At 42.5% G+C, this 19,702-nt stretch carries 19 protein-coding genes; 9 read left to right on the forward strand and 10 right to left on the reverse strand.

Features of this window, described 5'->3' with window-relative positions:
• Positions 1-23: 23 nt before the first annotated feature.
• The 3 genes from KO511_RS14150 to KO511_RS14160 all read right to left on the reverse strand — a co-directional run bounded on the left by KO511_RS14150 (position 24) and on the right by KO511_RS14160 (position 1,844).
• Complete coding sequence (locus KO511_RS14150; protein WP_215988061.1) at positions 24-425, reverse strand: PPC domain-containing DNA-binding protein; 402 nt, start codon at positions 423-425, stop codon at positions 24-26.
• A 51-nt stretch (positions 426-476) separates the two neighbouring features.
• Positions 477-788 carry a DUF1496 domain-containing protein gene (locus KO511_RS14155; protein WP_215988062.1) on the reverse strand — a complete coding sequence of 104 codons (312 nt, stop codon included), beginning with the start codon at positions 786-788 and terminating at the stop codon, positions 477-479.
• Between the two features lie 153 nt (positions 789-941).
• Positions 942-1,844: a 1-aminocyclopropane-1-carboxylate deaminase/D-cysteine desulfhydrase gene (locus tag KO511_RS14160; protein WP_215988063.1), complete on the reverse strand. Its 903-nt coding sequence runs from the start codon at positions 1,842-1,844 to the stop codon at positions 942-944.
• 408 nt (positions 1,845-2,252) lie between these two features.
• Between KO511_RS14160 and KO511_RS14165 the strand changes: the two genes are divergently transcribed.
• From KO511_RS14165 to fabV, 3 genes are all read left to right on the forward strand, one after another.
• Positions 2,253-2,879, forward strand: coding sequence for a TetR/AcrR family transcriptional regulator (locus KO511_RS14165; RefSeq protein ID WP_215988118.1), 627 nt, complete (start codon positions 2,253-2,255; stop codon positions 2,877-2,879).
• A 58-nt stretch (positions 2,880-2,937) separates the two neighbouring features.
• Complete coding sequence (locus KO511_RS14170) at positions 2,938-5,229, forward strand: acyl-CoA dehydrogenase (RefSeq protein ID WP_215988064.1); 2,292 nt, start codon at positions 2,938-2,940, stop codon at positions 5,227-5,229.
• A 176-nt stretch (positions 5,230-5,405) separates the two neighbouring features.
• Entirely contained in the window at positions 5,406-6,608 is a 1,203-nt protein-coding gene (gene fabV / locus KO511_RS14175) for an enoyl-ACP reductase FabV (RefSeq protein ID WP_215988065.1), read from the forward strand.
• 90 nt (positions 6,609-6,698) lie between these two features.
• On the opposite strand, the gene xthA is transcribed toward fabV, so the two are convergent.
• The 6 genes from xthA to dinG form a co-directional block, all read right to left on the reverse strand.
• Positions 6,699-7,505: an exodeoxyribonuclease III gene (xthA, locus tag KO511_RS14180; protein ID WP_215988066.1), complete on the reverse strand. Its 807-nt coding sequence runs from the start codon at positions 7,503-7,505 to the stop codon at positions 6,699-6,701.
• A gap of 72 nt (positions 7,506-7,577) precedes the next feature.
• The gene (locus KO511_RS14185; RefSeq protein WP_215988119.1) at positions 7,578-8,690 is read right to left on the reverse strand and encodes a cupin domain-containing protein; all 1,113 of its coding nucleotides are present in this window, start codon (positions 8,688-8,690) and stop codon (positions 7,578-7,580) included.
• Positions 8,691-8,710: 20 nt separating this feature from the next.
• Positions 8,711-8,869, reverse strand: coding sequence for a pleiotropic regulatory protein RsmS (rsmS, locus tag KO511_RS14190; RefSeq protein WP_215988067.1), 159 nt, complete (start codon positions 8,867-8,869; stop codon positions 8,711-8,713).
• A gap of 1 nt (position 8,870) precedes the next feature.
• On the reverse strand, positions 8,871-9,419 hold the full coding sequence (locus KO511_RS14195) for a primosomal replication protein (protein WP_215988068.1): 549 nt from the start codon (positions 9,417-9,419) through the stop codon (positions 8,871-8,873).
• A complete protein-coding gene (locus KO511_RS14200) occupies positions 9,416-10,195 on the reverse strand; it encodes a sulfite exporter TauE/SafE family protein (RefSeq protein WP_215988069.1) in 780 nt (259 codons plus the stop codon). Before KO511_RS14200 ends, KO511_RS14195 begins: the two co-directional genes overlap by 4 nt.
• Before the next feature lie 17 nt (positions 10,196-10,212).
• A complete protein-coding gene (gene dinG, locus KO511_RS14205; RefSeq protein ID WP_215988070.1) occupies positions 10,213-12,285 on the reverse strand; it encodes an ATP-dependent DNA helicase DinG in 2,073 nt (690 codons plus the stop codon).
• Positions 12,286-12,802: 517 nt separating this feature from the next.
• On the opposite strand from dinG, the gene KO511_RS14210 reads away from it, so the two are divergent.
• Together KO511_RS14210 and KO511_RS14215 are read left to right on the forward strand one after the other, a co-directional pair.
• Positions 12,803-13,831, forward strand: a complete 1,029-nt coding sequence (locus tag KO511_RS14210; protein ID WP_215988071.1) for a porin — start codon at positions 12,803-12,805, stop codon at positions 13,829-13,831.
• A gap of 74 nt (positions 13,832-13,905) precedes the next feature.
• Entirely contained in the window at positions 13,906-14,571 is a 666-nt protein-coding gene (locus tag KO511_RS14215; protein WP_215988072.1) for a DUF2057 family protein, read from the forward strand.
• A gap of 58 nt (positions 14,572-14,629) precedes the next feature.
• Here the strand turns inward: KO511_RS14215 and bioA are convergent, their stop codons facing one another.
• On the reverse strand, positions 14,630-15,907 hold the full coding sequence (gene bioA, locus KO511_RS14220) for an adenosylmethionine--8-amino-7-oxononanoate transaminase (RefSeq protein WP_215988073.1): 1,278 nt from the start codon (positions 15,905-15,907) through the stop codon (positions 14,630-14,632).
• Positions 15,908-16,030: 123 nt separating this feature from the next.
• On the opposite strand from bioA, the gene bioB reads away from it, so the two are divergent.
• From bioB to bioD, 4 genes are read left to right on the forward strand one after another with little or no spacing between them, the layout of a single operon-like run.
• Positions 16,031-17,083, forward strand: a complete 1,053-nt coding sequence (bioB, locus tag KO511_RS14225) for a biotin synthase BioB (protein ID WP_215988074.1) — start codon at positions 16,031-16,033, stop codon at positions 17,081-17,083.
• Complete coding sequence (locus KO511_RS14230) at positions 17,070-18,215, forward strand: 8-amino-7-oxononanoate synthase (protein WP_252724386.1); 1,146 nt, start codon at positions 17,070-17,072, stop codon at positions 18,213-18,215. The genes bioB and KO511_RS14230 overlap by 14 nt, the downstream gene beginning before the upstream one ends.
• The gene (bioC, locus tag KO511_RS14235) at positions 18,215-19,018 is read left to right on the forward strand and encodes a malonyl-ACP O-methyltransferase BioC (RefSeq protein WP_215988076.1); all 804 of its coding nucleotides are present in this window, start codon (positions 18,215-18,217) and stop codon (positions 19,016-19,018) included. Before KO511_RS14230 ends, bioC begins: the two co-directional genes overlap by 1 nt.
• Complete coding sequence (bioD, locus tag KO511_RS14240) at positions 19,015-19,701, forward strand: dethiobiotin synthase (protein WP_215988077.1); 687 nt, start codon at positions 19,015-19,017, stop codon at positions 19,699-19,701. The genes bioC and bioD overlap by 4 nt, the downstream gene beginning before the upstream one ends.
• Position 19,702: the final 1 nt, after the last annotated feature.

Consider the following 19,702-nt stretch of genomic DNA (forward strand, 5'->3'; position numbering starts at 1 on the left):
GGAGCCAGTTTGGCTCCTATTTTTTACTCGTTTGTATCTATTACCAATTCACTGTATCCGGTTGTGTTGTCGTGCTGCCGAGAAAATCTCAGGTCTGGATAGTGATGAATGATAAGCTCGGCAGTAGTATCAATGATGGTATTGTCCAGTAAATGCCCACCGATGACCTTTCCCGTTTCGTTGGCAACCGACAAGTGTATATGTTGATGAGTCGGCGTGAGTGTCCCCATCATAGAGACAATTTCAAAGGGTTGAGTCAACGTTATTGATTGTGTGGCGCCAGCAAGGCGCAGGCTGACTTGCTCTAAACTCCCCACACAGGATGCGATGGACCCTGCTTGTAAAGCATGTTTGGTCACCAGAGACTGGATTTGTGTTTTTAAGTCTTGCCCTTTAGTTAACCTTATTACGATAGGCTCAATCATTATTTGTTCTTAACCTTGCGTAGCGAGTATTTGCCAAGTATCTCATACCACTTATTTTATTGAATAGGTTTTAACATTGGGGTCAGCAACTTGTGTCGAAGGTTTTGCTTGATTGGCAGGGTCGAGAGGAATCCATTTGAGCGCGCCGTTAGTTTCAAAGTCATTTGCGCGGTCGCAAGTCATATAATGTTCTCCCACTTGCAAAATTGCGCCCAAAGAATACGCCTGATCTTGGTAGTAACATACTCTTTTACTTGCATTGCTAGCATCGATTGCCACCACAGGCTTACCTGGGGTGGTGACGATATAGGCTAATGTTGACCCTGGGATCAATAATAAAAACGTCAAGATAGCTGAATGCATAGATTTCTCCTTAGTAATAAGAGGCTCTTTATTGCTGTACGAAGAAGTTTAATGTAACAACAATAAAGAGTATTTAGTTTTACAGATCAAGACGACCGGTAGACTAAAAAAATAAATTATATATAGAGAAATAGGGTCAAATTCACTATTTGATTAGGGTTTGAATGAGCCAAACTTTCTCAGATATCTAGGCAGCATACTTTCGTTGCCAAGTACGCCCCCTTGATGAATGTATAGCACGGATTTATCAGCATTACGCGGATACCAGTCAAGCAAACATTGCCACATCATAGGATCGTATAACAAGTCAAATTCTACCTGGGTTTGTTCGAGCAGAGCCGCCCATATTTTGTAGTCGTTGTAATACAACTTGCCAAAGTGGTGTTTGTTTTTTAATTGCAGAATTTGTGGCAGGCACTGAATCTCGAGGGACCGGATTTGTTCAACTAAATAATCACGACCTCCCACACAAGGGCAGGTGATGACATCTATTTTATGTGGTTTCAAAAAATGCTCAAGGTAAGCGCTTGTTGTGCCCGTACCAGAAGGTAAAGCGACAACGACGTTTTTATTCGCTTGCGAATAAACCCAGCCACGAATTTCTTCTGCAAGTTCTTTTATGCCGATTTGTGCTTGTTGTTCTCTTCCACCTTCTTCTAGCACTATACAGCTAGAATCGGGACAACGAATATGTTGGATGAATTGGGTAGGGTGAGAGGTTTGGTTATTAACCGCAATTATTTTGGCTCCAAGTTCTAGAGCCCCACGGTAGTTGCCCATCGGTTTGTCACGCAGCCAATTAGGGATGCGATCAACATAAAACTCTAGTGTCCAGCTTTTGAGGGCGCACAATGCTGCGAGTGAATAGAGCGAATTCGCTTGCGGGCTGCCGTAGCTAATCACAGTCTTGATCTGTGGCTGTTCGTTTTGCAGCAGCGACATAAATTTACGTGCTTTATTACCACTAAATTGAGGGTGAAGCAAATCATCCCGTTTTAGAAAAAATTCAATACCTTCAAATGTATGCGTGGTTATGGGTGAATCGTTTAGCTGCATTGGGACTTCTTTTTGGGTTCAATATAAAAGAGTTTACCTGATTTTGATAGCAAACTTCCGATGGGATTTTTTGCTTTAGCGGATAAAAAAAGCCCAGAGCAATCTGGCTCTGGGCTGATACAAAACATAGGAGTTATATAAGAAAAAGCAGCGTAAATTAGTCACGTAAGTTAAATGTGCAGGTTTATCAGCCTGCAAACTCAATAAAGATTGGCTAACTACATACAATCAGACTCTACTAATTTCGATCGGTTCCATCGTTTTGCAAAATTATTTGAATTTTTATTTCACTACATTGCTCAATAAGCTATCTGGTCCGACCATTTTTGAAAAATGTGATGTTAATAACTTGTTGAATACTTGTTTCGGTTGTATATTTCAAACAGATGTTTAATACGAGCGATTGAAATCTCGATGAGACCAACCACCAAAGACAAAATACTAGATGTCGCTGAAGCCTTATTTGCAGAGCATGGCTTTAACGATACTTCATTGCGCGCAATCACTAGCAAAGCTGGTGTCAATCTTGCCTCAGTCAATTATCATTTCGGTGATAAAAAGACACTAGTGCGAGCGGTACTGAATCGTTATTTAGAAGCTTTCATGCCTGCTGTTCAGGATGCATTAATTACACTCAATTTAAACCAAGCCTATGTTATGCAAGATGTGTTTGAGTCGTTAAGAGGCCCATTACGCGCTTTAAATGATATACGTCCTAATGGAACCAGCCGCTTCATGTTGTTAATTGGGCGGGGGTACACAGATGTACAGGGGCATTTACGGTGGTTTATCACTACTCGTTATCAAGAGACGTTGTCTTTGTTCACTCAATCGGTACTTAAAGCCAATCCGAATCTGACTCAGGAAACACTATTCTGGCGATTACATTTTACGCTTGGAACCTGTGTTTTTACTATGGCTTCGAGCCAAGCACTGATGGAAATTGCAGAAAACGATTATGACAAGCAGATGGACGCAAAGTATATCGTCGATCAGCTTATCCCTTACCTAGCTGCTGGTGTAGCAGCTGAGTAAAAACTGGACTATAAAATTATAAGTTGGACCACCAGCTATGGACAAAAAGGAACTGATTATGTGCTCTCTACGTAGAAAATGGGTCAGTGACCCCGCTTTTAAAATGTTTAAAAAAGTACTGCCACCTCTTTCCACTACGGAAAAAGAAGCGATGGAAGCGGGTAGCGTTTGGTGGGATGGTGAACTATTTTCAGGTAGCCCAGATTTTTCAAAACTGCACAAATACCCTACGCCAACACTATCGACAGAAGAGCAATCATTTATCGATAATGAACTAGAAACCTTACTCGCGATGTTAGACGATCATAGGATGGTTAAGCATGATCGAGATCTTCCACCGGAAGTTTGGCAATATTTGCGTAAAGAGCGTTTCTTTTCGCTAATTATTTCAAAAGAGTACGGCGGACGAGAGTTTTCTGCATTAGCTAATTCTACAATCGTTACCCGTATTGCCACTCGCAGTATCAGTACTGCTGTGTCAGTTATGGTACCTAACTCTCTTGGGCCTGGTGAGTTATTGTCTCATTACGGAACCCAAGAACAAAAGGATTACTGGCTACCACGCTTAGCTGATGGTACCGATATTCCTTGTTTTGCTCTTACTGGACCTGAAGCAGGTTCGGATGCTGGTGGCATCCCTGACGAAGGCGTTGTTTGCTATGGCAGATACAAGAATAAAAAGGTACTGGGTATTCGCCTCAACTGGAATAAGCGCTATATTACCTTGGCTCCAGTGGCAACCGTATTAGGTCTTGCATTTAAGATGTATGATCCAGAAGGATTGATTGGTGATAAAAAAGACCTAGGCATTACCTGCGCACTCATCCCTGCTGATCACAAAGGAGTCGAAATTGGTGAGCGCCACGACCCTATGGGCCTTGCCTTTATGAATGGTCCAACTCGAGGTACAGATGTGTTCATTCCTATGGAGTGGCTCATTGGTGGTCAAGAATACGCAGGAAAAGGCTGGCGTATGCTGGTTGAATGTTTGTCTGCAGGGAGAGGGATTTCTTTGCCTGCACTGGGTACAGCAATTGGTCATCTTACGGCGCGCACCACGGGTGCCTATGCATATGTCCGTAAACAGTTTGGAATGTCGATTGGTAACTTTGAAGGTGTGGCAGAAGCACTGGGCCGAATTGGAGGTCTAACTTACCTCCTTGAAGCAAGTCGAACGTTGACAACGACTTCACTCGATTTAAAAGAGAAACCTGGAATCGTGACTGCTATTGCTAAATATCATATGACAGAAATGGCTCGTACTATTCTCAATGATTCAATGGATATTCATGCAGGACGAGCGATTCAAGACGGTCCAATGAACTACCTTGCAACGCATTACCTTGGCATCCCTGTTGCGATAACGGTGGAAGGGGCGAATATATTAACCCGTAACCTGATGATTTTTGGTCAAGGTGCAACTCGTTGTCATCCATTTGTACTCAAAGAAATGGAAGCTGCAGCCAATGAAGATCAAGAGCAGGGGGCGAATGATTTTGATAAGTTACTGTTTAAACACATAGCTCATGCCGCCAAAAATACCTTTGGCGCATTTGGTGCAGCTCTGACTGGGTCTTACTTTGTTAAAGCGGATATGAGTGGACCAACTCAGGTATATTATAAAGATTTAACTCGCCTTAGCCGTGCCCTTGCGGTAAGTGCAGATATAGCAATGGCAACACTTGGCGGAGATCTTAAGCGTAAAGAGATGATTTCTGCTCGTCTTGGTGATGCGTTGGCGTATCTTTACATGGGCTCTGCGGCACTGAAGAAATATGAAGACGAAGGGCGGCAGCAGCAAGATCTAGATTATGTCCATTACTCACTTCAGCACTGTTTACACAATGCCGCCCAAGCGTTAACAGAAGTATTTAGCAATTTCCCACAAAAAATGGTTGGTGTGCTTCTTAAAGGGTTGATATTCCCTCTTGGCAATCATTTCGCTAAACCAAACGACGACTTAACCGTGAAATTGGCTGAAAGCCTAATGACACCAGGAGTGCATCGTGATCGATTGACTCACCTTTGCTATGTAGGTAAAGAAAAAGATGATGCTGTTGGTTTGATGGATGAGGCCTTCCTCGCTATGTATGGCATCAAAAGCTTAGAGAGAAAACTAATGCGAGCGGCTCAAGAAGGAAAAGTGGATCGTAAAGGATTACTGAAAGATAGACTTGCTCAGGCTTTGGAAGCGGATGTATTTAGTGAAGATGAAGTGGAACAAATTATGGCTGCTGAAGCACTGCGTTACCGAGCAATTCAAGTGGATGATTTTAGCCATGATCTGAGCCAAGTATTGACTGGGGGTAAACCTAAGAAAGGTAAAGCAAAGCTCGATAGCGTTGCCTAATACTATTCAATCTACTAACGGAAGGCACCTACTAGGTGCCTTTGTTTTTGCTCGAAATCTAAAACTTGGATGAAAGACCTCCAACCACTTGCATTTTAGTTACATTTTTACAGAAATTAGATGCGAATAAACGCTGAACCTTTTATCCTAGCGGGGTTTTTTAAAGGAAGCTGAATATGATCATCAAACCTAGAATTCGTGGATTTATCTGTACAACAACGCACCCAATGGGCTGTGAAGCTAACGTAAAAGAACAGATCGCTTACACAAAAGCGCAAGGCCCAATTGCGAACCCGCCTAAACGCGTGTTGGTGGTCGGAGCTTCAAGTGGTTACGGCCTGTCTTCTCGTATCGCTGCGACGTTTGGTGGCGGAGCTTCGACTATTGGTGTTTTCTTCGAGAAAGAAGGTACAGAGAAAAAGCCAGGTACAGCGGGTTTTTATAATGCAGCTGCATTTGAAAAATTGGCTCGAGAAGAAGGTCTGTATGCTAAAAGTCTTAATGGTGATGCTTTTTCCAATGAAGCGAAGCAAAAAACGATTGAGCTTATCAAACAAGACTTAGGTCAGATTGATATGGTGGTGTATTCATTGGCATCGCCAGTTCGTAAAATGCCAGAAACGGGTGAAGTGATTCGTTCATCTTTGAAACCAATTGGTGATACTTACACTTCAACGGCGGTAGACACAAATAAAGATACGATTATCGAAGTGAGTGTTGAGCCTGCTAGCGAGCAAGAAATTCAAGATACCGTGACAGTGATGGGCGGCGAAGACTGGGAGCTATGGATGAATGCTCTTTCTGATGCCGGTGTATTAGCGCAAGGTTGTAAAACAGTCGCCTATAGCTATATCGGCACTGAGCTGACCTGGCCAATCTATTGGGACGGTGCATTGGGTAAAGCTAAGATGGATTTAGACCGCGCTGCCAATGCATTAAATGAAAAACTTGCCACTACGGGTGGAAGTGCCAATGTTGCGGTACTCAAGTCGGTTGTGACGCAAGCGAGTTCTGCTATTCCTGTTATGCCGCTCTATATTGCCATGGTATTTAAGAAAATGCGTGCAGAGGGCGTGCATGAAGGCTGTATGGAACAGATTTTCCGTATGTTTAATGAACGTTTGTACAAAGCAGATGGAAGCGCGGCTGAAGTTGATGACAAAAATCGTCTACGTCTAGATGATTGGGAATTACGTGAAGATATTCAGCAACATTGTCGTGATCTATGGCCACAAATTACCAGTGATAATCTGAAAGATCTGGCTGATTATTCTGAGTATAAAGAAGAGTTCCTCAAGCTATTTGGTTTTGGTGTTGCTGGCGTAGATTATGAAGCTGACGTCAATCCAATGGTTGAGGCCGATTTTACCGCGATTTAACCAGTCCTGAAAATGGTCAAGAATAGGGGGCTAACACATGACTTTGTGCTAGCCCTTTTGTCATTTTAGGCTTTAGCTATGTAATTTGGTTCATTCAAAACTTGACCATATTGGCGCGTGGTCGGAAGGTTTCTCGATGCCACGTAAATCATAATCAACATCAGATTCAATACATTTACTTGCCAAAGATGGTGTTGCTAAAATGACATCAATACGTAGGCCACGGTTATCATCAAACCCTCGTGAACGGTAGTCGAACCATGAGAAGCGCTCGGTCACATCAGGGTTAATAGTACGGAAAGTATCAACTAACCCCCAATCCAAAAGAGTTTGCAGCCATTCCCTTTCAATAGGTTGGAATGAACATTTGCCTGTTTTTAACCAGCGCTTTCTATTTGGTTCACCAATACCAATATCAGAATCCTGTGGACTGATATTAATATCACCCATCACTATGAGCTGCTCTTTGCTGTCATGATGCTCATGCAAATAAGTCATCAGATCTTTGTAGAACTGACGTTTATATGGAAACTTAGTTTCATGGTCGATACTCTCACCTTGAGGGAAGTAACCATTTAAAACAGTAACTTTTTCTCCGTTGGCATCTTCTACTGTCGCCATGATCATGCGCTTTTGATGATCTTCATTGTCCGTCGGGAATCCCTTACGAATTGAAATAGGCTCCTTTTTACACAACATAGCGACGCCATAATGCGCTTTCTGGCCATGAAAATACACGTGATAACCCATTGCTTCGACTTCTTGTAACGGAAAAGCCTCATCGTGAACTTTGATTTCTTGCAGGCCGATAACATCGGGTTGATGCTTGTCAATAATCGCTTGAAGTTGATGAAGTCTAGCTCTTAGGCCATTGATATTAAATGATATAACTTTCATTTGATTAAAGTCCTTGGAAACAGTAATTACTTATTCATTTGGGTAGTTATTAAATTATCGACTCCGCTTGATCTAGTCCAAATACCACAAACCGGCATTGACTAAAGAAACGAGCAGCTCTATGTCGGGCTGGGAGAGTTTACTTTCAATATCTTGATAGAGAATCTCCGATTGGTTACACAAAAGGTGTGTTAGGTGGTTAGATTCTGTAGGGTATACTTCCCCATTGATGTAAACACATAACGCATTACCTTGAAGATAAAGTGTCTTAAGCCCTGATAGTTTTCGTAGGGTGCCAGAGTCTTTTAAGTGGCTTTGGATGTCAATCGCAGTCACTTGAGTATCAAGTTCGATAATATTGAGTTGATGGCGAGGTTGGCTGAGTATTACCCCAATACTACTATGGACATCGTTTTCAGATTCTAGTGCAGAACGTAGCATAGCGGTAAGCATATCTAAATCACTGATTTTCACTTCACCATGATGAGCTTGAGGGCGTATGTTTGGATTATGTAGGTGAACATCCCCTTTATCATTGGCTATCACGTAATCAGCGAAATTACTTAACAGCTCCCGTTCTTTGGGTGAGCGAAAGCCAATAGAGTAGCTCATACTTGGCTCTAAGGTATTACCTTCATGTGGAAAACCCGGTGGAATATAAAGTACATCGCCTGGCATTAAAACCTGATCTATGATGGCATTAAAGCCCGTGATTTGGCGTAAGGCTCCAGCTTGAATAGACTCTTGATACTGACCTTTATCTTTTGCTCCCACACGCCAATGTCGTTTGCCACTTCCTTGAACAATAAAGACGTCATACTGATCTATGTGTGGGCCCACACCACCATGAGGGGCAGAATAACAAACCATCAAATCATCTAGCAGCCATTGAGGAAGAGATTGAAATGGTGCTATTAATTCAGCAGCACCTTCATGCCAGTGATTACAAGCCTGAACGACGAGCTGCCAATGAGATTCAGGCAAATTTGCAAATAAGGAGTCTTCAAACGGACCATGCTGTACAGACCATTTTTCACCTTCATTACTAATAAAGCGTGAATCAATTTCTTCTTCCATTGCCAAACCTGCTAGCTCTTCAGGTGTGATAGGATCGATAAAGTCAGCAAAGCCTGCTTTAATTACAATAGGCTTTTTATGCCAATAATTAGCTAAGAAGTCGGCCATATTGATTTTTAGCGAATAGCTCACTGTTCGGACTCCAGTTTTTTTTCCAAATCAGCCTTAACTATATTGATCGCTTCAAGGGCGATTTTAGTATCTATCTGATGGCTTTCTATGAGGTAAATAAGATCTACGGCAAGTTTGATTTCGTCGGGTGCTTTTTCCAGTTTGGGAGATGACATATTACTGGTTTCGCTCTTTGTAAGTAATGTGTTTTTCTATTTTCAGTTTAGCTTGTTGGCAGCGCTGCAAGCGTCTTTGAGTAGCAGTTAGCTTCTGAGAGGCTAACGCTTTCTCTCTACCCGTAGCATTGCGATATTCTTGCTCATACTGAGATACCATGTTTTTTAGTGACAGTTCCCATTCATGGTGCTGGGCTAAATGTTGATACAGTCGGTTTAGATCACTTTGTTTTGGAGACGGAATGTGATGTTCTTGCTGCCTAACTTGAAATGAACTCAGTTCTTTTTTGATTGCATCAATCTGGCAAATGAGCTTTTCTGATAGGTAATGGGCTTGATGCACCGTCTCAGTCCCTGATTTTAACTGGGCTGCGAGTCTATCAAGGGTCGATTGAGCTTCATTTACATAGGGGTGCAATTGTTTTGCTTGGCAGCGAAATAGACTTTGATCAAAAAGCGCCTGATGGTGTTCCCCATATTTTTGGTCTTTAAGTTTGGCTTGTGACTCCAGCTGAGCCAAAAGATTAGATAGTTCACTTAGTGGTTTCATACCGGAACGAACCATGCTTCATAAGCCAGTTTCACAGCCAAGATGCTCACAACGATGACAAAAACAGGGCGAATAAAATTGGCACCAAAACGGATTGCTGAGTGAGCACCAACGAAGGCACCAGCCATTAAACATATCCCCATAGTGAGTCCTAATACCCAATCAATGTGACCGAGTAATGCAAAGGTAACTAAAGACGTAAAGTTACTGGTAAAGTTCATCGCCTTTGATAATCCAGATGCCAGTAAAATGTTAAGACGATATAGCGCCATTGAGCTGACGGTCCAAAATGCGCCTGTGCCCGGACCGGCTAGGCCATCGTAAAAACCGATACTAAACCCTTGTGCATATTGTTTTTGATTAAACTTTGGGCACGGCTCGGGCATGTCATTACTCATGGTTGTCGGAGTCTTATGGCATATAGTATATATAGCGGCAACCAAGATAATAAGTGGTAAGATTTTCTCCAGCCATTCTGTGCTGATGAGGTCGACGACTAATGTCCCTATGGTTGCACCTATCAGGGTGGCAACGAATGCCCGTTTCCAACACTCTGGTTTAAACAGGCGCTTTTTGTAGTAAGTAAAGGCGGCTGTTGAGGAGGCAAAGCTTGCCGCTAACTTGTTGGTACCAAGAGCAATATGCGGGGGTAAGCCCAATGAGAGCAAAGCTGGAACCGTGAGCATACCACCTCCACCAGCAACAGCGTCGATAAATCCAGCCGTAAAGGCCACCAGCGCTAATACCAACAGTAATGTTGGTTCAAAAAATTCCATATAATATCTTAATTTATTTACTCGATGATAAGTTTAAATGGTGGCAGAGCGTCGATGAGTGCCTGCCCATAGCGCTTTGTAACAATGCGTCGATCAAGAATGATAACTCTACCAGAATCACGCTCTTTTCGCAGTAGCCGGCCGACAGATTGGATCAATTTTTTACTCGCTTCTGGTACCGCAATCTGCATAAATGGGTTACCTCCCTTACTTTCGATATATTCAGCATGGGCTTGTTCTACAGGAGAAGTGGGTACAGCAAAAGGTATTTTAGTGATAATTAAGTTTTCTAATAGTTCTCCGGGTAAGTCTAGACCTTCGGAAAAACTACCAGTTCCAAATATGATGCTTGTTTTCTGGCATTGAACTAATATTTTATGCTTTTTTAGAATTTCTGAGCGCGAATTCTGACCTTGAATTTGTAGTGACCAGCCAATTTTAGCAAAGTGTTGGCTGACAGCATCACAGACTTGGTTCATCTGCCAGTAAGACGAAAAAAGTACTAGGTTAGCTTTACCCTCTATAATCAGTTTGGGCAAATTTTCGACCAAGGCATCAGTGAACTGGGGAGCCTGTGGCTCGCAAGGCATTTTTGGTATCAGCAACTCAGCTTGATTTTGATAATCAAAAGGAGACGCTAAGGCTAAGAATTTTACGCCGTCATCTGTTTTCTCACTAATACCGGCTTGACGACAAAAAAAGCGAAATGAATTTAATGCACGCAGAGTAGCAGAAACCAGCACCGCACCTATGCATCGGCTCCAAATTTTCTGGTCAAGTTGCCATCCGACCTCTAGAGGTGACACATTAACGACAAAGTCGCCTTCTCTCTCGGGGGTTGACGCTAACCAGCGAGCAAGCGGTGCTCCATTTTCTCTTAGTGGCTGGGCCATTAAGTGCCAGACTTGAGCGAGATTATCCATGCGTTGTATAAAGAAACCCAGTTCAGCTAGTGCTGGCTCAGCTAACCGGTTGGCGAGTTCTCCATCTCTAACTCGCTCTGCAATCAAATCGGCAATCTTCGACACCGACTGTACGCCTTTTTGACTTAACGTTTTGAGCTGTTTTGATTCGTCTTCAAGCCAACTTGGCAGTTCACCATTTTCAAACCGATAACATCCATCTTCAAATTGTGAGCTATCAAACCGACTGGCAAGTTGGGTAAGAGAAGGGATAAGTTCTTGAATAGATGTTTGTAGATCGTTACGAAATCGTGCGACTCGTTTTTCATCGGCGAGATTGGTAAATTTAGTCACCGATTGATTAAGTTTCTCCAACCAACTTGCTGCACCTTTTAAACTGGCAGCAGCAGAGGCATGATCTCTTGCAACATGAGGTAGGTGATGAGCTTCATCGAAGACATAGATGGTATTTTCTGGCTCAGGTAGTATCACCCCGCCTCCCAAGTCTGCGTCAGCCATGACCAAGCTATGGTTAGCGATTACCACATCGACTTTATCCAGTTCTGAGCGAGCTTTTTGAAAAGGGCAGCTTCGGTGAGCAGGTAGACTCAGATTACAACTATGTTTGTCACTAACGATAGACTGCCAAATACCATCATCTATGGGTTTGGGCCAAGAGTCTCTATCCCCATCCCACTTGTTTTGCGCCATTTTTTCATACATCAATTGCAGCTGCTTAATATCTTTAGCTTTTGGCTTAGATTCAAACATGGCCAACTGACCACCATCGACACCACTGGCGGCGGCAAGTTTTTCTGCGCAGCAGTATCGTTGCCTACCTTTAGCAAGAATGAACGAAAACTCTCTATCTATTAACCTGCGATATAAAGGCAAATCTTTATTAATTAGTTGCTCTTGCAGCGCAACGGTAGCAGTGGAGATGACCACTTTTCGGTTGTTATATAGTGCGACTGGAATACTTGCCATTAAATAGGAAAGGGACTTTCCAATACCTGTGCCAGCTTCGGCAACGATCATACGGGTTGTTTTATGGTATTCGCCGCATAAGGATTTAGTGATTTCTGCTGTTAAATAATTTTGTGCTCGGCGAGGGATAAAATTATCCAGTTGCGACTGTAAGTTTTGGTAGCTGGTACGAATGGTTTTTTGGATTTTACTGGTGGTCATAGACAAGCCTTAGATTGAGAAAGGCGATATTAGCACATTGTCTAAAGGGCAAGTAGTGCGTTAAATAAGGTACTTTCGTTTCAAATATAGATCTTCTTCACAAAAAAAACTGAACCTTCATAAACTTAGCGTTAACAGTGGCACTTAAAAAGATATCTCTTTATAAGTGTTTTTTTGATAGTTATATATTCTGTTTATTAACATTTTAAAAACAAATTTCGGGTATATATCTGGAGTTTCATGATATTTCTCATTGATGATAATTTGGTTTTTTTGTTCAAAACACACACTTATAGGGGTTGCATATCAGATTAAGTGGTTGTTTTTAAAGTATTTTATGTTTTTTTACCTGTTTTATTTATAGTATTTGACACTGAGATGATTATTTTGCAATCTAGACCCGCAATTTAATGGCGGCAACATCTGACCAGTTAGAGTTCGGAGTTGTCATCAAAAAACATAAAGGGAACCGGATAAGGATTTCCCTCATTCTATAGAAAAGGCAGTGGATATTATTATGAAAAAGACTCTAGTAGCTCTTTCAGTTCTAGCAGCGGCAGCAAGCGTAAACGCAGCTGAAGTTTACTCTACCGATACATCTAAAGTATCACTATCTGGTGAAGTTGATGCTTATGTGGCAACAACTGATGTAAATGACACCAAAAAAGACCCGTATGTTACGGTTTGGGGTAAAATCCAACTTGACGCAGAGCATAAAGTAAGTGACACGCTAACTAGCTTTGCATCATTTGAAATCGAGTCTGACAGCGATGTTTACGCAGGCGAAAACGATAACAATGCTTCATTCGATGACCTACATGTTGGTGTGAAAACTGATACTTGGGGTGTTGCGGTCGGTGAAGTTGGTGATGTAGCAGATTCAATGGACGTTCTTGAAAAGGGCGATATCACTAACGAAGGTAAATACTTAGGTAGTGCAGGCGGCCATCGCTCTGAATCTGAAGGTCAAGGTATTGTATTTAAGTCTAAAATCGGCGAGAGCCTAGTTTTTGTAGCTGACGTCAATACTGAGTCTAGCGATAAGCAAGATAACACTTACGGCGTGTCACTAGATTGGTCTATCAATGACATGTTCACTGTAGGTGCAGCTTTCGACAGTGGTGAGTCAGCAGAAAATATTGATTATTCAGTAGCGGGTGCTTCCGTATCTGCAGAGGTTGGAGGCTTCTTCTTTGCTGCAACTTTTGCTCAGTTTGAAGGTGTTAATCAATGGGGTCTATTTGACAAGACTACTACGTACTATGATGGTGATGCGTATGGTGTTGCAGCTCAGTATACTTACGAAAAGACTCGTCTATACACAACTTTTGATGTAATGGATCTGGATGAAGCTCAATCTGCAACTGGTCCTAACAGCAACGCTAATGGTGATCTAACAAACCTAGTGGTTGGTGTTGATTATGCTTTGTTAGCAAACGTAAAAATCTTTGCTGAATACCAAACAGCTGAAACATCTGATGATTTCTCTGCTGGTGCAAAACAGGATGCAGATACATTTATCCTAGGTACATACTACACATTCTAATTACTTGTTAATTAGAGTATTATTTAAGCCAACGCTTGTGCGTTGGCTTTTGTTATTTTTAGAGGAATACCAGATTGAAAACGATCAACACTCTTTTGCTTGCGGTATTGGCATCCGCTGTTTCTTATTCCGCTTTAGCGGTTGAATTGGATTTAGCCAGTGGTATTTCAGTGCCAGTGTTAAATGGAAAAAAAGTTAAGGATGACAACCTTGATTTTGTAGAAGGTGAAAACCAGCTTGTGTTTGAGTTTGCAGGCAAGCTTAAAGACAACAACAAACGTAAATACTATTCTGCGCGCCCCTATATTGTTACTTTGGACCTTACTGGTGCCAAAACGCTTAAGGTTGAGCTTGTATCAAACAAACTCAGCAAAATAGAGCGCAGCGTTAATAAAAAGCAGCCGATTTTTGAATTTACTATTGATGGTAAACGTGTACAAGATTCACAACAAATGCTGAAACCTGCTGAAGGCGTATTCCCGTATTCAAATGTTCCACTATTAGTAGAAAACTATAATAAAGAGCGTGGTTTGGTATTTGATTCTGGGAAAGTCATTGAGCTTAAAGCTGAGCTAGCTAAGCTAGAACAAGGTGAGCCAGTTGTTTCTGGTGAACGTAAAACCACCACGATTGCAGGCGTTACCGAAACAGAAAGCACTTTGCAGTTGAAGCTTTGGTATTTAAAGGCCAGTAATGAAGAGCGTAAAAACTTCAAACGCTGGATGATTGAACAAGATTAGTATTTTAAAAGGCCTCACTTCGAGGCCTTTTGATTGGTAACGTTCAACAAAATCAGCGTTATTCAAAGCACGAAACTTGCTGAAGCGCTTTTTCGATGGCATTGATCAGAGCTTTAATATGATGCTCTTGGCTGATAAAAGGCGGCATCATATAGATAAGCTTGCCAAATGGCCGTATCCAAACTCCTTGGTCTACAAATAAAGCTTGAATATTTTCCATATTGACCGGTCGTTTGGTCTCCACCACACCAATGGCGCCTAGCCAGCGAACATCCTCCACTAACTCATACTCCAATAGTTTGGGTAAATATGCTGCAAAGTTGGATTCAATGATTTCAACTTGCTGTTGCCAATCTCCTTGTTGTAAAAGTTCGAGACTTTTGCCTGCGACTGCGCAGGCCAGCGGATTGGCCATAAAGGTTGGGCCATGCATAAAACAGCCTGCTTCTCCCGCGCAAACAGTATCGGCGACTTCTTTTGAGGTCAGCGTTGCTGAAAGCGTCATATAGCCGCTTGTTAGTGCTTTACCCACACACAAGATATCAGGTTGGATGTTAGCGTGCTCGCAAGCAAACAACTTACCGGTGCGACCAAAGCCTGTTGCAATTTCATCAAGAATCAGCAACAAACCATATTCATCACATAATGCTCGAACGCCGTGTAAAAAATTTGGGTGGTAGATTCGCATGCCCCCCGCACCTTGAACAATGGGTTCAAGAATAACTGCGGCTATCTCTTGGTAGTGTTGGCTTATTTTGTCTTTAAAATCATCAAGGTCACTCTCATTCCATTGGTGGTGAAAGCCTGTTTTTGGGGAGGTTGCAAAAATATGCTCGGGTAAGAAGCCTTTATAGAGAGAATGCATTGAATTATCAGGGTCAGTGACAGACATGGCTGCAAAAGTATCCCCATGGTAGCCATCGCGCAGCGTTAAAAACTTGGAACGATTTTCCCCTTTGCTGTGCCAGTATTGCAGGGCCATTTTTAAACTCACTTCAACGGCAACTGACCCAGAATCGGCCAAAAAGACTTGTTTTAGCGTATTTGGCACCAAGGAAAGCAGCGTTTTACACAAATTAATCGCAGGAACATGGGTGATGCCGCCGAACATAACATGTGACATTTTACCGAGCTGATCATGTGCTGCTTGATTGAGTTGTGGGTGATTATAGCCATGAATAGCGGCCCACCATGACGACATGCCATCGACAAGTTGCCGGCCATCCTCTAGCTCTATATAAACACCATTAGCAGAAGTGACAGGGTAGCAAGTTAAAGGTGCGAGTGTTGAAGTATAAGGGTGCCAAATATGGCGACGATCAAATTCAAGATCCATGATTTTCCTATAGCTCAAAAAGTAAACACATGTAAACTTTTGATTTTAAAAGTTGTTGACAGTGTACTCCGTGTAGTTAGACTAGCCAAGTCATTCATTCCAACTAACGTATAAGGAAGTCATGTGGAAGCACGTCACAACTGGACTGTTGCTGAAGTAAGGTCATTAATGGCCAAGCCATTTATGGATCTTTTGTTTGAAGCTCAAGTCGTCCATCGTCAGCACCAGCAGCATAACTATGTACAAGTCAGTACACTGCTTTCTATAAAAACTGGCGCGTGTCCTGAAGACTGCAAATATTGTCCGCAAAGTGCACGCTACCAAACCGATATTGAAAAGGAGCGCTTGATGGAAGTCGAGCGTGTGTTAGATGCGGCACAAAAAGCAAAAAGTGCCGGCTCGACACGCTTTTGTATGGGGGCGGCTTGGAAAAACCCTAAAGCGCGTGATATGCCTCATTTAACCGAGATGATTAAAGGTGTCAAAGACATGGGGTTAGAAACCTGCATGACTCTTGGTATGCTCACACCAGAGCAAGCTAATCAACTATCCGATGCAGGACTAGATTACTATAACCATAACTTAGATACTTCTCCTGAGTTTTACGGCAATATCATTACTACGCGAACTTACCAAGACAGGTTAGATACCTTGTCACATGTACGAGATTCAGGGATGAAGATTTGTTCTGGAGGCATTATTGGCATGGGAGAAAGTGCCAATGACAGGGCTGGGTTATTGGTTGAACTGGCAAACTTGCCAACCCACCCTGAAAGCGTGCCAATTAATATGTTGGTCAAAGTTAAAGGCACACCATTGGAAGAGGTGGACGATGTTGAACCGTTCGATTTTGTCCGTTTGATTGCTATTGCTCGTATTTTAATGCCTAAAGCGGCGGTTCGACTATCCGCTGGACGTGAGGATATGAATGAGCAAATGCAAGCGCTGTGTTTTATGGCCGGCGCCAACTCCATCTTTTACGGCTGCAAGCTACTGACTACGCCAAACCCTTCAGAAGATAAAGATGTACAGCTATTTGAAAAACTAGGGATTAATCGACACGAAGTGTTACAGCGACCAGATGAAATTGAAGAAAATGATTTACTTGATCGCGTTGTAGAGCGTGTAGCGGCTCGGCCAAAAGAAAATGATCTGTTCTATGATGCTGCTGTTTGATACGCGAATAAATGATAAATTGGCCGAACGACAGCGTTTAGGTATAACGCGCAATGTACGTACCACTGAAGCTGGGAATACTGCGCGTATATTATACCAAACTCAGACACATACCAATTTTTCAAATAATGACTATTTAGGGTTAGCAGCAGACAAGCATCTATCGTCTGCTTGGCAGCAAGGGATCGACTTATATGGAAATGGTAGTGGCGCATCTCCTTTAGTGACTGGGTTTTCAAAAGCGCATGCCAATTTACAAGCGTCACTGTGTGATTGGTTGGGGTTTGAATGTGCTATTTTATTTGGTTCAGGCTTTTCTGCTAATCAAGCATTATTGTTTAGCTTACTTCAAAAAGGTGATTTGCTTGTGCAGGATAAGCTTAATCACGCTTCTCTGATGGAGGCTGGGGTACTTTCTCCCGCAATAATGAAGCGCTTTCGTCATAACGATGTTGATCATCTTAAAAGTATCCTTACTCAAGGTGGCTTAGTGGTAACAGAGGGCGTGTTTAGCATGGATGGTGATTTGGCGCCGTTGGCTGATATCCATAAGATAACCGGTTTCGATTCTTGGTTAATGGTTGACGATGCACATGGTATTGGCGTGCTTGGCAATGAAGGCCGAGGAAGCTGCGAGTTAGCCAGAATAAAGCCAGATGCGCTAGTTGTGACTTTTGGTAAAGCGTTAGGTTTATCTTGTGCCGCCATTATGTGCAGCCAAGCCTTAGGTGATTATCTTACTCAGTTCGCCAAACATCATGTGTATTCTACCGCTATTCCCCCCTCGCTCGCTTATGCTATCTCCCACAGTATTGAGATGGTTCGTTCTCAGCAATGGCGCCGTGACAAGCTTGAAGAGCTGCAAAATGAGTATCAACAATGCTTTTCTGTATTTGATGGTTATGTTGAAACCAATACGCCAATCAAACCGTTGTTGCTTGGTGATAGCGGTTATTCGGTACACATTGCTAAAGAGCTTAGCTGTTTAGGCTTTTGGATAACGGCGATAAGGCCGCCTACAGTAGCCCAAGATTCCGCGCGGCTTAGAATAACATTGACGGCAAATCACAGCATAACTCAGATCCGAGAACTGGCAAAAGCAATGGAAATATCGATAGAAAAGGTGAATTAATGGAACCTGCAACTTTAGACTACTCTTTATCGCCTGTGAATAAATCAGCAATTGCTGAGGCATTCGGTAAAGCAGCAGGTAATTATGACTCACATGCTGCTTTTCAAAGAGAGGTTGGTGCTCGACTACTTAAATTTTTACCTAGTGATATACGCGGGAAAACGGTGTTGGATTTAGGGTGTGGTACTGGCTATTTCGCGGCGTTATTGCGTCAACGAGGGGCAAATGTAATATGTTGTGACCTATCAAAGAAAATGTTGGAGAGGGCCAAACGGCGCTGTGGTGTTTCAAAAATGCGATATCAGCAAGGTGATGCTGAGTCTTTACCTTTCGCTTCTCAATCAATAGATTTGGTGTTTTCCAGCCTTGCTTTGCAGTGGTGTAACGATCTCTCAGTGCCTTTACGTGAAATGCGTAGAATTTTGAAGCCAAACGGCGGTATTTATTTCTCCACCTTATTGGATGGCTCTTTATGTGAACTTAAAGAGTCGTGGAAGGCAATCGATGAATATCAACATGTGAATGACTTTTATCGTATAGATGAGATAAACATTGCGTTAGCGCAATCTGGTTGCCGTCCCTCTCAGTTAGACTTACCCACCATTACGGTCTGGTATAATTCAGCCTTTTCACTAATGCGAGACCTAAAAGGGATTGGTGCTAGCTATGTGCAGGGGAGATCTCAGGGGTTGACTAGCCGTAGTATGTTGCTACAAGTCGAGCAGGCTTATCAACGTTTTAGAAACCATAAAGGGCTGGTGCCTGCTACATATCAGGTTTGTTTAGGGGTAATTCATATATGACTAACGCATTTTTTGTTGCGGGTACGGATACGGATGTAGGAAAAACGGTGGTCTCTACTGCGATTCTTAATGCGCTTGCGCAGAAGGAAATAAGGACAATAGGGTACAAACCCGTTGCGGCGGGTTGTGAAAATACAGAGCACGGATACCGAAACTCTGATGCACTATTTCTCCAAAAGGCGTCAACACTGGAAGTGGAATATGAGGATATAAACCCTTACTCACTTGAACTTCCTACTTCGCCGCACATTGCTGCTCAGCGCGAAGGGGTCGACATTGAATATACGGTACTTAGCAGTAAGCTTTTGCAACACAAACGCAGAGCGGATGTTGTGTTGGTTGAAGGGGCTGGTGGCTGGCGGGTACCAGTGAACGACGAGGAATGCTTGTCTAGCTGGGTACAACAGGAACAACTTCCTGTGATTTTAGTCGTTGGTATTAAACTCGGTTGTTTAAATCATGCCATGTTGACAGTCGATGCAATAAAAGCCGATGGTTTAAAGATTGTCGGATGGGTGGCCAATAGGATAAATCCAGGTACTGAACATTATGCTGACATCATCTCTATGTTAGAGAATAAAATTGATGCGCCAAAGTTAGGCGAAATACCATATGTGCCAAGTGTTAAACAAAAAAATCTCGCTAAATACATCGATATTTCGACAATGATAAATGTTTCATGAC

The sequence above is a fragment of the Vibrio hepatarius genome (assembly GCF_018860525.1).
Classification (GTDB): domain Bacteria; phylum Pseudomonadota; class Gammaproteobacteria; order Enterobacterales; family Vibrionaceae; genus Vibrio; species Vibrio hepatarius_B.